The organism is Candidatus Obscuribacterales bacterium (assembly GCA_036703605.1).
GTDB lineage: Bacteria > Cyanobacteriota > Cyanobacteriia > RECH01 > RECH01 > RECH01.
Genome location: DATNRH010000710.1, coordinates 1 through 11,872, shown reverse-complemented (window position 1 = coordinate 11,872; position 11,872 = coordinate 1). Strand labels below are relative to the sequence as shown.

12 protein-coding genes and 1 tRNA gene are annotated in these 11,872 nt (G+C 55.0%); 8 read left to right on the top strand and 5 right to left on the bottom strand.

The window, feature by feature from the left end; genetic code table 11:
- From V6D20_15020 to V6D20_15000, 5 genes are all read right to left on the bottom strand, one after another.
- On the bottom strand, window positions 1–572 hold a 572-nt coding region (locus V6D20_15020), incomplete at its 3' end, for a Tic22 family protein (GenBank protein ID HEY9817092.1).
- Window positions 573–1,008: 436 nt separating this feature from the next.
- Window positions 1,009–1,082, bottom strand: a tRNA-Pro gene (locus V6D20_15015).
- 107 nt (window positions 1,083–1,189) lie between these two features.
- Window positions 1,190–2,557: a hypothetical protein gene (locus V6D20_15010; protein ID HEY9817091.1), complete on the bottom strand. Its 1,368-nt coding sequence runs from the start codon at window positions 2,555–2,557 to the stop codon at window positions 1,190–1,192.
- Window positions 2,558–2,754: 197 nt separating this feature from the next.
- Complete coding sequence (locus V6D20_15005) at window positions 2,755–3,885, bottom strand: HetZ-related protein 2 (GenBank protein ID HEY9817090.1); 1,131 nt, start codon at window positions 3,883–3,885, stop codon at window positions 2,755–2,757.
- Between the two features lie 312 nt (window positions 3,886–4,197).
- Window positions 4,198–4,380 (bottom strand): hypothetical protein, encoded by a 183-nt coding sequence (locus tag V6D20_15000; GenBank protein ID HEY9817089.1) that lies wholly within the window; start codon window positions 4,378–4,380, stop codon window positions 4,198–4,200.
- Between the two features lie 353 nt (window positions 4,381–4,733).
- Between V6D20_15000 and V6D20_14995 the strand changes: the two genes are divergently transcribed.
- The 8 genes from V6D20_14995 to V6D20_14960 all read left to right on the top strand — a co-directional run.
- Window positions 4,734–5,801: a dipeptide epimerase gene (locus V6D20_14995; protein ID HEY9817088.1), complete on the top strand. Its 1,068-nt coding sequence runs from the start codon at window positions 4,734–4,736 to the stop codon at window positions 5,799–5,801.
- Between the two features lie 47 nt (window positions 5,802–5,848).
- A complete protein-coding gene (locus V6D20_14990) occupies window positions 5,849–6,904 on the top strand; it encodes a DUF1611 domain-containing protein (GenBank protein HEY9817087.1) in 1,056 nt (351 codons plus the stop codon).
- Between the two features lie 64 nt (window positions 6,905–6,968).
- A complete protein-coding gene (grxC, locus tag V6D20_14985) occupies window positions 6,969–7,232 on the top strand; it encodes a glutaredoxin 3 (protein ID HEY9817086.1) in 264 nt (87 codons plus the stop codon).
- A gap of 85 nt (window positions 7,233–7,317) precedes the next feature.
- Window positions 7,318–8,298, top strand: a complete 981-nt coding sequence (gene gshB / locus V6D20_14980) for a glutathione synthase (protein ID HEY9817085.1) — start codon at window positions 7,318–7,320, stop codon at window positions 8,296–8,298.
- A gap of 136 nt (window positions 8,299–8,434) precedes the next feature.
- The gene (locus V6D20_14975; protein ID HEY9817084.1) at window positions 8,435–9,532 is read left to right on the top strand and encodes an ABC transporter substrate-binding protein; all 1,098 of its coding nucleotides are present in this window, start codon (window positions 8,435–8,437) and stop codon (window positions 9,530–9,532) included.
- Between the two features lie 130 nt (window positions 9,533–9,662).
- A complete protein-coding gene (locus V6D20_14970; GenBank protein HEY9817083.1) occupies window positions 9,663–10,448 on the top strand; it encodes an ABC transporter ATP-binding protein in 786 nt (261 codons plus the stop codon).
- Between the two features lie 156 nt (window positions 10,449–10,604).
- A complete protein-coding gene (locus V6D20_14965) occupies window positions 10,605–11,486 on the top strand; it encodes an ABC transporter permease (GenBank protein HEY9817082.1) in 882 nt (293 codons plus the stop codon).
- 5 nt (window positions 11,487–11,491) lie between these two features.
- Window positions 11,492–11,872, top strand: a 381-nt coding sequence (locus tag V6D20_14960) for an amidohydrolase family protein (protein HEY9817081.1), incomplete at its 3' end; no start/stop codon positions are given.

Here is an 11,872-nt window from a genome sequence, read left to right as displayed (position 1 = left end):
ATAAAGCGCTCTGGTTCTCCTTGAGCTGTGGCCTCTTGACCAGACTCAATCGTGAGGAAGCCCCCTTCTCCTTCTAGGGAGCGAGCGATAAAGAGGGGCACCCCTTCAAACTCATTGACATCTTGTCCTTGAGTGCGCAGAATATCGACGGCTGACTCTACTTCAGCCACCATGGGCACAAAGACAAACTCAACGCCTGCTGATTCTTGACGGCTAGTGACGGCTAGCTGATACACTTCTGCCAGCGAAACGGGAACGACTTGAACATTGCTAGCCAAGTCTGGGTTCTGACTCTGCAGGTTGTTTAAGAAGTTCTCAGCATCATCTTGGCTGATAAACACACCGGCAACTGGCACACCGGGGGTTGTACCACTCTCCGTGGCACTTTCAGGAGCAGCCACAAGGGGAGACCCGCTTTCATCGGTGATCGTGAATACTGGCACAGAGCGCAAGCGCTCCATAACTTGTTCTTCGGTGAGGGCTAGAGCCGGCATGGTGCCCGTCAAGACAGCACCGGCGAGTGATCCAGCAACGATACCCAGTGCAGTACTCCAACGCATTAATGACCTCATAACTGCTCCTATCAAAACAATTGAACATTTAACATGAACTCGGTCAGCGAATCGCACGACTGAGCTTTTAGCATTCGACCTATCAGGCGATCGCTCAAGACATCAACCCAGCGATCTGGATCATCCTATCGAATTTTTGAGAAGGATGACGAGCATCATAGACAATTGGCAGCTTGACAACTGAACCACTTGTCCTACCCTGAGTTGCTATGACGCGGTGGCGGCTATGAGAGTTCCGTCACCAACCGATGCCGGCAGGTCAAGAACCACCATTCCCTGGTTTTACACCGGGGCGATCGCTCTTCCGGATGAACCAACAAGCCCAGACAGGCAAAGCCTAGGCAGGATTAACAGACCCGCCTCAATCAGGCTGAATAATGACCTGCTGGACGATCAATAGAACAGCTCAATTGGAATATAAAGGCATAGTGCCAAGTCGGGATGACAGGATTCGAACCTGCGACATCCTGCTCCCAAAGCAGGCGCGCTACCAAGCTGCGCTACATCCCGAATCACTCGACCCTCAGTATAGCGTGTTTTGGTTGTATCCTGTATCCGGCTGCGATAGAGCTGAGGCAGTTAAGCCCATGGATGCCATCGGCTATCTCTATCGGGCGTTAGGCATCGTAGAAAAACGTTTCTTCGGAATTGGCAGAGTTTGAGTTCAGGTCTTTAGGAGGATCCACGCTCTGCAAATCCTCAACCTGATGCTCGATGGTACGCAGCATTTCGCTGAGGCTTGCTAGAGCTTCCATCCGAGCTTGAATGAGCCCTGGCTCCGATAAAGCTCGCTCTCGAATTTCATTCACCTTAAACTGCAGTTGCTTGGCAATGCTCAGAGCATCTCGTCCTAGTCGCGAAAGCTGCTGCTGCTGATAAAACTTGAGCGCGGCTCCCCGTAATACCTGCACCGTCGCCTCTTCTCCATGCTTGGAGGGCATCACCCGAAACCGCAGGAGGATGCGATTTTGTTGATAGGAGCGTTCAATCTCCACTTGCTGGGGGGTTTGGAGCGGTGCAGCGGGCATATGAGCCATAACCTTGAGTTCTGATACCAGCCCATGCAGCAGGGATAAATCAATGCGATCCATGATGGACTGCAGGACGCCATTTTGGCTCCATAGCACGCGGCCATGGTGGCTTTGGCGCTCAAAATATAGACGCCCAATGCCGTCTTCCAAAATGCGTCCCAGCAACTCTTGCAGGAGTTGTTGAGGCGGTAACGTGCGTAAAACGTCCACAGGACTATTGCGATGCTGTGGGTTCAGGTGCAAAACCGGCAAGTTATTGAGCAGGGATGCCCGCCGCGCTGCGGAAATGGGAGGCGATTCTCCAGCAGCGGAGGGTGTCGGCGTCGGAGGCCGCATCACTGGAGAAGGCGCAGTTGGATTTGGGGACGGCACGACTGGGGATGGCGTAACTGGAGGACTGATAGTGGGTGGGGGCGTCTTGTTATGTCTGGGGGGCGCGATGGATGGCATGGCAGACTGTGCCTGATCCAAGGACTCTAGGTCATCAGGACTATCAACAATCAGGGTTTGGCGATCGCTTTGATGCTCCTCCTCCGACGGCTGTGGCTGAAAATCATCCGTCGGAGGAGGAGTCGTGAGGGCCGCAGTAGACTCGGTGCCTGTCTGGCGGTTCGACACGTAGTTGAGATAGGCCGATAGCACGGCCTGCAGTGCTGCCGAGGAAATAGACTGGGTAACGAGGGAGTAATTGAGATAAGAGACGATGCGCCTTGCATAGTCAGAAGCGGTTTGATCATCAGGACTGACCATTCCCAGATGTAGACGACTACCTTCTAGATACAGAGGTAGAACCTGATGGTATAGGCAGGCTTCAAATGGCAAAACGCCGTCGATTAGGATAAAAACTTGATCCACATTCAGACGACTAGCTAGATCGTCTGGAAAATTTGACAAAACTAGCTCGTAGCTATTTCCCGTAGATTTTGACCCTGAGTGATCGCTTGGAGGAGACATGAGCGGAACTCCAGCAACAGTCTGCTTTTAGAGTGACATAGTGATGGATGGTTTAGCATGGGTAGGATTAGCGGGTTGAGGTGGCGAAATCCTTCTGTTCTTAAGCATGAAGCCCAACCCACGTGCAATCTCCTCCTAACACTCTAAGGGACATTGAGCAGAATACATGCCTCCATGGACAGAACTGTTCGGTGGGCCTAGCCGCTGGCGCGCAGTTCCTGAGCTTTGAGGTACAGCTTGCTCCATTCTCCCACCACTTGATTGGTGCGTAGATTCAAGGCTTTCGCGATCGCTTCTGTGGTTTGATCGGCTTTTAATAGTTCTAGCAGACGGCGCTGGGTGGGTGACAGGTCATCCCAGTAGATTGTCCATTGTTCTGGCGTTAAACCTAAACTATGCTCCTTGAGAGATGTGCCCAGCCAAGCCATGACCATATCGGGGTTGTGCTTGAGCCCAAACACCCGCACGGCATGATAGCTAATTTTTTCTCGGAGGCGATAGATTTGCTTGATGGGCACCTTCAGCATGGTTGCGATCGCTTCCTGGGACTGTCCTTCTAGGTAGAGTTCTAACCATTGAGCTGCTAAGGGATCCACCTGTTCTCGCAGATAGTCGGCAAACTGATGTTTGACCTGATCCCGAAGCACCTGTTGTTCCGTCCAAACCTGCTGATCTTGATAGTCGGCGATCGCTTGGTTATCCAGTAAGCTGACTGGATTGTCAGAATCATCGGGCGTGATCTCTTCTGACACCAGACGGATCAAGTCTCCCGACGGCACTTGGGTCATCCCGGCCCGCTGGGATCGCCGCAGATAGTTCACAAACCGGTAGACCAGCAGGGGTTGATTGCGAATGGGCCGCAGGCAATATTCTTCAACGCTGGCCAACATTAAGGCATTGCGCAGACGAGAACTGGGGGTGCATTCTGAGATCCAGCGCATCTGCTGACCCATGTAGCGATCGCTTTGGATCATTTCTTGGATGACTTCCTGCAGCACATCCATGACTGTTCGGTGGCGATCGCGGGACAGGGCCACCCAGGTGCGAATTTTGCTGCGAATCAGGAATAGGCTGCCCAGGCGCTGTAGCAGTTGCTTGTAGGCCTGCGCCTGGTGTACCCGTAGATAGCGCTGCTGCAAGATCCGGTAGCGATAATCCATGGCCTGCTGAGCAATAGCCAGATCCTCACGACCGAACGAATCAAACCGTTCTAAATCAGCACCAAAGAGCCACCGGATAATGCTTTCTCGGCTAGCAGGGGGCTGGTCTGAACAATCGGCTTCGAGGCGCGATCGCCAGCTTTGCATCAATTCCTCAGCCAATGGCATAACGCATGAATCCTTAAAAAAGCTGTTTTACATCGGTCTCAAGCCCGGGGGAAGGGCATAACATCAACCGAGGAGTCTCTAGTGCCGACCGTCGGCAACCTATCCTAAAGTGTGTCCTATTGCGGGGTATGCGTCCTGATTGAGATCACGTCAAACTACTGATCTCAGCCGCAGCCACCGCTCGACCTCGAAACAATCGACCTCGGAACAACGGCAACGGGTCGCTGGCGAGATTCACATCCAGATCACAGTGTATTGAAGTTGCATCCTCCTCGTCACTTGGTTTTATCTCACAGGCCATGAACAGGCCGGTTAGCCATGGGCCTCATCATCAATGGCAGCCACCAACCGCTGTAGGGAATCGGTCAAGCGATCGAGCCGCTCTAGCATCACATCTTGGTTTTCGGCCAGGGTTTGGATGGCATCGCTGAGGGCAAAAATCTGGTATCCCTGTTGCTGAACCTGCCCTGCAAGCGTATCTACACGCGTAGCCATTTGTTCGACGGTTTCTGAGGTGGCAATCACAGATTCGCCAATTTGTTGAACAATTGATTCTAGTCGATCTAATCTAGCATCCACCTTATCGTTGCCTCACACTTTGCTGGTAGTTTGCCCTAGTCTGAGGGCAGAATGAACGCTTGAATCTTCAACGCTACCCAAAAGCTGGGCAAGCCGCCACCCCATGCCCCAAAACCACTGCTGGATTGATCAGGGCATGAAGAATCAAGCAAGCGAAACCGTCTGCCCCAACCTATACAAACAGTCTGGACAGGCTGGGATGAGTCAGCCTCACTATACAATGTCATCCATACTGTTCATTGTGCCATCCGGGCTAGGCTCCATCAGCGATGCAGATTCAAGTTGATACCTTTACCGTTCATAAACGATTTGCCTTAACTATTAGCCGGGGCACGACCTCTACTTCCACCAATCTATGGCTACGGCTTAGGGCCGATGGACTAGAGGGTTGGGGGGAGGCCGCACCGTTTTCCATCGGTGACCATCACCAAACTACGGAGGACTTAACGGCCGGGCTAGCCCGACTGGCTCCCCTCCTAGACAAGCGATCGCCCTTTGATCTCATGGCTTTGGAGCAGGCGATGGATCAAGTTGCTCTGCCTTCGGCGGCCCGAGCGGCCCTGGATATGGCTCGCCATGACTGGATCGGCAAGCGCATCGGTCTACCGATTTGGCAACTTTGGGGAGGCGATCGCCATCAGATTCCCCCTACCTCTGTCACCATTGGCATCAGCAGCCCGGAGGCGGCCCAGCAGCGATTGCAGCATTGGCTACAGTCTGCGCCGGTGGGGGCCGTTAAGGTCAAATTGGGCAACGCTGCAGGACTTGATGCTGATCAGGCGATGTTCTCTGCCCTACAGGCGATCGCCCCTCCAGGTCTAAAGTGGAGCGTCGATGCCAACGGCGGCTGGAGCTTGACCGATGCGTTGACCATGAGCCGATGGCTGGCGGAACGAGGCGTCACCTACCTGGAGCAACCCCTGGATGCCGGACAGGAGGCTGACTTACCGATGCTCTACGAGCGATCGCCCTTGCCCATTTTTGTAGACGAAAGCTGCTTCACCAGTGTCGATATTCCTGCCCTTGCCGATCGGGTGCATGGGATCAACATCAAGCTGATGAAGTCAGGCGGTCTCACCGAAGCTCTGCGCATGGTGCATACCGCCCGAGCCTGTGGTCTACAGATTATGCTGGGCTGCTATTCCGACAGCAGTTTATCCAACACCGCCGCCGCCCAACTGGCCCCCTTTGCCACCCATTTAGATTTAGATAGCCATCTCAATCTTGTGGATGATCCCTTTATGGGTGCAACCCTTACGGAGGGAATCCTCAGCCCCAATAATCAGCCAGGCCTAGGGGTGGAGCGATCGCCCCTTGTGGATCTAGCGATCGCCTAACCTCACCATCGAAGCGTCATCTATTCCTTCCTTCAAGCAACCCAGCTATGCTCACCCCTCAGCATCGAGTGGCCATCCTGATGCACGACGGCATCAAAACTGGCCGAGGCAAAACCGGCATTTCCCTCCTGCGCTACGGACAAATGCCAGTGGTCGTGGTGATTGACCACCAAACCGCTGGGCAATCCCTAGCAGACTGGACGGGCATTCAACGTCCCACGCCTATCGTCGCCTCGGTCAACGATGCCCTCGCCTATCAGCCCGACGTTTTAGCCATCGGCATTGCTCCCTCTGGGGGAAGCTTACCGGAACCACTGCGTCAAGAAGTGCGGACCGCTCTGTCCGCTGGTCTATCGGTGGTGAATGGCTTACACACCAGCCTGGCGGATGATCCAGAGCTGCAATCGCTACTCACGCCTTCCCAGTGGATTTGGGATGTGCGCCGTGAGCCCCAGGGGTTATCGGTGGGCAGCGGGCAGGCGCGATCGCTCCCCAGCAGGCGAATTCTCGCCGTGGGTACGGATATGGCCGTGGGCAAAATGTCTGCCGGCATTGAACTCCACCAAGCGGCCCTGTCTACGGGATTGCGATCGGCCTTTGTGGCCACCGGGCAAACGGGTCTGATGCTGGGCTATGGCGGCGTGGCTCTAGACGCCGTGCGCATTGACTTTGCCTCAGGTGCTGTGGAGCAGGCGGTGTTGTCCCAGGGGCAAGATTGCGATCTTGTGTGGATTGAAGGCCAGGGCTCTTTCTTTAACCCCGCCTCCACCGCTACCCTGCCGCTGCTGCGGGGCAGCCAGCCCACCCATCTGGTTTTAGTCCACCGCGCTGGTCTCACCCATATTCACAACCTGCCCCAGGTGTTGATTCCGCCCCTATCTAGCGTGGTGCAGATCTACGAAGCGGTGGCAGCGGCGGGCGGAGCGTTTACAGCTCCCAAGATCGTCGCCGTGGCCTTGAATACCTTTGGCTTGACGGAGTCTGATGCCAGACAGGCGATCGCTGATGTGCAGGACGAAACCCAATTGCCCTGTACTGACGTGATTCGGTTTGGCAGCGCTCCGATTTTGGACGCTATTCTGGCCACTGAGCCGGCCCGCTAGCCTGGCCCGAGACCCATGCTCTAGACTAATATTGAAGAAATGTTAATTTCGCAGGACACATGCCATGACTGCAACGGTTGAAATCTATACCTGGAGTACTTGCCCCTTTTGCATTCGGGCCAAGATGTTGCTGGAGCGTAAGGGCATTGACTACACCGAATTCTGTATTGATGGCGACGAAGCTGCGCGGGGCGAGATGGCAGCTCGGGCCCACGGCCGGCGATCGCTCCCCCAAATTTTTATCAACGACCAGCATGTGGGCGGTTGCGATGACCTGCATGACCTCGAACGCCAAGGGCAACTCGATACCATGCTGCAAGTTGCCTAAGTCTCAACCGTAGTACGTAGTACACTGACTGCTGTACTGCATCGCTAGGGTGCAGTGCAGAGTTTCATGCGCGGAGAATCGCCCAGTGAAGTTTGCATTTATCATCGACCCGATTGAGCGCCTTGATCCGGGCCATGACACCAGCGTGGCGCTCATGGAAGCCGCCCAGCAGTTGGGTCATGACGTATGGGTGACCACGGCGGCAGAGCTCAGCGTGGCGGGTGGGCAAGCCTATGCCACCCTAACCCCGGTAACACTGACCCCCGTGGACTTGGTGGAGGGTCGCTGGGTGGCGGCGACACCGTGGTATACCCTAGGCGATCGCCAGCGTCTGCCGCTCACGGAGATGGCGGCGGTCTTCATGCGCACAGACCCGCCCGTGACCATTCCCTATCTCTACGCCACCTACGTGCTCGATGCGGTGGATCCGAGCCAGACCCTGGTGGTGAATTCCCCGGCAGGGTTGCGGGCCGCCAATGAGAAAATGTATGCCCTGCAGTTCACCGAGGCGATTCCCGACACCATCGTCAGTAGCGATAAAGACGTGATCCGTGACTTTGTGGAACAGCAGGGGGCGGGTGTGCTCAAGCCCTTGGGCGGGAAAGCTGGCGAAGGCATTTTATTTTTGGAATCGAGCGATCGCAACTTCAACTCTCTCATCGAAATCAGCACCCAGCGCGGCCAGTATCCGGTCATGGTGCAAACCTATCTACCTGCGGCCAAAGAGGGCGATAAGCGGATTATTGTGCTGAACGGCGATCCCATTGGCGCAGTCAACCGCATCCCTACCGGCAAAGAATTTCGCGGCAATATGGCTGTGGGCGGTCGGGTGGCGGCGGTAGAGATCACCGATCGCGAGCTGGATATCTGTCGCCAACTGGCTCCTACCCTGCAGCGAGACGGCTTGTTTTTTGTCGGCATTGATATCATCGGCGGCTACTTGACCGAGGTGAATGTCACCAGCCCCACCGGCATTCGAGAAATCGATCGCCTCAATGATGTGCGCCTAGGGCATCAGGTGATGGACTGGGTGATCCATCGAGTTAAAGAGCTGCGATCGCATTAGCAGGGGCAATCGCTCCCCCATTACCTAGCATCTTGCTGCTTAGGCAACAGCTTGCAGGTTAAGCGAGAATTAAAATCAGACTCTAGAATAAACACAATTAATCTAGCGAAGCGGCAAGCGCATTAGGAGACAGAGCATGAGTGATTTGTGGTACCCCAGTCGTCGCATCGTCCATCTGAGTCGGCGGCGGTTGCTGCAATATGGTGCAATCACCCTTGGCACTAGCGTCTTGGCAGCCTGCACCGGTAACCAGCCTACCAGCACCGAGCCGACGCCTGAAGCGGCTCCTGAGGCAGCAGCCAGCGGCGACCTCACCCCACTTACCTTTGGCACCAACTGGTATGCCCAAGGGGAGCATGGCGGCTATTATCAAGCCGTTGCCACCGGCATTTATGAAGACTATGGACTCGACGTCACCATTCAAATGGGTGGCCCTCAGGTGAATGGCACCCAACTGCTCATGGGTGGTGCCATTGATTTCTTTATGGGCTATGCCTCCGATGCGATCGCAGCGGTAGCCGAAAACATTCCTAAAATTACCGTGGCCGCCATTTTCCAAAAAGATCCCCAAGTCTTGCTGGCTCATCCCGACACCGGCGTGACCAGTCTCGAAGACCTGAAGGGCCGCCCCATCTTCATTTCATCGGCCGCCAACGTCACCTATTGGCCCTTTCTGGAAGCCAAGTATGGTTTCACCGAGGATCAAAAACGTCCCTACAACTTCAACCCCGGCCCCTTCCTAGCCGACACCACCTCCGCCCAACAGGGCTACCTGAGTTCCGAGCCGCTAAAGGTTTCCCAGGAAGGTGGCTTCGACCCTGTCGTCTTCCTGCTCGCTGATTATGGCTATAACCCCTACGCCACCACTATCGAAACCCGTCGCGAATTGGTAGACAGTGATCCTGACTTGGTGCAGCGCTTTGTGGATGCGTCGATCAAGGGCTGGTATAGCTACTTCGAGGATCCGGCTCCGGCCAACGAGCTGATCAAGCAAGACAACCCAGAAATGTCGGACGAGCAGTTGGCCTATAGCCATGAAAAGATGCAGGAGTATGGCATCGTTCTATCCGGCGATGCAGAAACCTTAGGCATTGGTGCCATGACTGAAGAACGCTGGCAGACCTTCTTTGAGTCGTTGGTAGAAGCGGGCATCCATGACGCCGATCTCGACTATACCCAGGCCTTTACCCTCGACTTTGTGAACAAAGGCACCGATTACTACCTGAATTCCTAGCATCGTGGAGACCTAGGGAGGCGATCGCTCCCTTGCGAACAAGCAAGGCGTAACCTGGGCATTCTAACCTTAAGGTGATCATGTCCCCTGTTCTGAGCGATCGCCCGCTGTTGTTTCATCCCTTTTGGCTATGACTTTTCCTTCTGCCATTCGTCTGCGCCATGTGGGCAAAACCTACGCCAACGGCACAGTTGCCCTAGACGATGTCAACTTGGCGATCGCCCCCACGGAGTTTGTCAGCTTGGTGGGGCCATCGGGCTGCGGCAAAAGTACCGTCCTGCGCTTGATGGCTGGGCTCAGTCCCCTCAGCAACGGCACCGTGGAATGGGGCGATGCCCTATCCCGCGATCGCCTCTCCTTTGTGTTTCAAGATGCGTCCCTGATGCCCTGGGCCACCGTGCAGGATAATGTACGGCTGCCGCTGCGGTTGGCCGGCGTGCCTAAGGCAAAAGCCGAGGCAGCGATCGCCAACGCCTTGAAAATGGTTGACCTCCAGGGCTACGAACGCGCCTACCCTCGCCAGCTCTCCGGCGGTATGAAGATGCGGGTGTCGATTGCGCGATCGCTGGTCACCCAACCCAGTCTGATGCTGATGGACGAACCCTTCGGGGCGCTGGATGAAATGACCCGCAGTCGTTTGAACAGCGATATTCTCCACCTCTGGGAAACCCAGCGTTGGACCGTTGTTTTTGTCACCCACAATATCTACGAAGCCGTCTACCTCTCCCAGCGAGTGATCGTTATGGCAGCACGACCAGGACGAATTATCGCCGACATTGCCATTGATGCCCCCTATCCTCGCAACGACGCTTTTCGCACCTCTCCTCTCTTCAACAACTACTGTCGTGACGTGGCCCAGCAGCTTGCCGAAGCCTCCCTGGGAATGCCGCCCCTAGCCGACCTGCGTCAGCCCTAATCACCCGCATTGAGACTAGCCGCCATGCTGCTTCGCTACTTCGTTGTGGCTCTTCTAGAGTTGCAAAACCTCTGCCTGAGGCAAGGTATCCGTAGGTTCCATCCCCAGGGCCTCCTGCGTATCCTGTATGATTTTTTCACTGCTCGATGGTCTGCTATGACTGTTCCTCCCCTGTCCAACACCGACCCGGCTACCCGATCCGCTCCATCTGCTCAAGGGAAGCCCCGCAGCGATCGCCCCCAGATATTGACCTGGCTCACCTCCAGCGAAGTCATTGCCCCCGTCGTCGTCGGCATATTGGTGTTGATAGGTTGGGAACTAGCCGTCCGGCTCACCGATACACCGCCCTATCTATTACCAGCTCCCTCATTGGTGCTCACTACCCTGATCCAAGATTGGCATCAGCTTTTTCCGTCCTTGATGGTGACCCTGCGGATTACCACGATCGCCTTCATCGCCGCCGCTATTTCGGGATTACTCATTGCTATCTTATTTGCTCAAAGTAAGTGGATTGAACGCAGCTTATTTCCCTATGCTGTTATTCTACAAACCACACCTATCGTAGCGATCGCCCCGCTGATTATTATCTGGTTTAGAAATAATACCATCATGGCCCTCGTGGTCTGCGCTTGGATTATTGCCCTATTTCCAATTATTTCCAATACGACCCTGGGACTAAAAAGTGCCGATCATAATCTCGTCAATCTGTTTAAGCTCTACAATGCCTCCCGCTGGCAGACGTTGATTTATCTACGCCTACCCAGCGCTCTGCCCTACTTTTTGGGAGGATTGCGCATTAGCGGTGGGCTAGCCTTAATTGGTGCCGTTGTGGCAGAATTTGTGGCCGGTACGGGGGGGCAGCGATCGGGCATTGCCTACCAGATTTTGATGTCGAGCTATAACCTGCAAATTCCCCGCATGTTCGCAGCCCTGATCCTCACTACTGGTCTCGGCGTCGTCATTTTTGTGACCCTCACCCTCCTATCGGATCTATGTCTACGTCACTGGCATGAAAGCGCTATGACCCAAGAGTCTTAACATCCATGATTCCTGAAACCCCATCCTACTGGCTGCGGAATGCCAGGGTTCCTCAAGCCCTGCTCAGCGACCCAGACCAAGCGATCGCCCCTGTCATTCCCCACCTGGCCGCCGCCCCCATTTGGGAAGACCTAGTCGCCCTCGATGTGCATATCCAAGATGGCCAGATCGCTCATCTTCGTCCCAGCGGCGGTGAGATCGAGGAGCCATCGATTGATCTCCAAGAGGGGCTCGTCTTTCCTGGCTTTGTGGATATTCATACTCATTTGGATAAATCCCATACCTGGACACGCACCCCCAATCCTGACGGGACGTTCATGGGTGCCTTAACCCATATTGAAGCAGATAAGCGCCATTGGACAGAAGCCGATCTCTATCAGCGAATG

Bases quoted from the DNA above. Each gene is read 5' to 3' on its own strand.
- V6D20_14970 (HEY9817083.1), top strand. From the start codon at position 9,663: ATGACTTTTCCTTCTGCCATTCGTCTGCGCCATGTGGGCAAAACCTAC.
- V6D20_15005 (HEY9817090.1), bottom strand. From the start codon at position 3,885: ATGCCATTGGCTGAGGAATTGATGCAAAGCTGGCGATCGCGCCTCGAA.
- V6D20_14965 (HEY9817082.1), top strand. From the start codon at position 10,605: ATGACTGTTCCTCCCCTGTCCAACACCGACCCGGCTACCCGATCCGCT.
- V6D20_14995 (HEY9817088.1), top strand. From the start codon at position 4,734: ATGCAGATTCAAGTTGATACCTTTACCGTTCATAAACGATTTGCCTTA.
- grxC (HEY9817086.1), top strand. From the start codon at position 6,969: ATGACTGCAACGGTTGAAATCTATACCTGGAGTACTTGCCCCTTTTGC.
- V6D20_15000 (HEY9817089.1), bottom strand. From the start codon at position 4,380: ATGGCTACGCGTGTAGATACGCTTGCAGGGCAGGTTCAGCAACAGGGA.
- V6D20_14990 (HEY9817087.1), top strand. From the start codon at position 5,849: ATGCTCACCCCTCAGCATCGAGTGGCCATCCTGATGCACGACGGCATC.
- V6D20_14975 (HEY9817084.1), top strand. From the start codon at position 8,435: ATGAGTGATTTGTGGTACCCCAGTCGTCGCATCGTCCATCTGAGTCGG.
- V6D20_15010 (HEY9817091.1), bottom strand. From the start codon at position 2,557: ATGTCTCCTCCAAGCGATCACTCAGGGTCAAAATCTACGGGAAATAGC.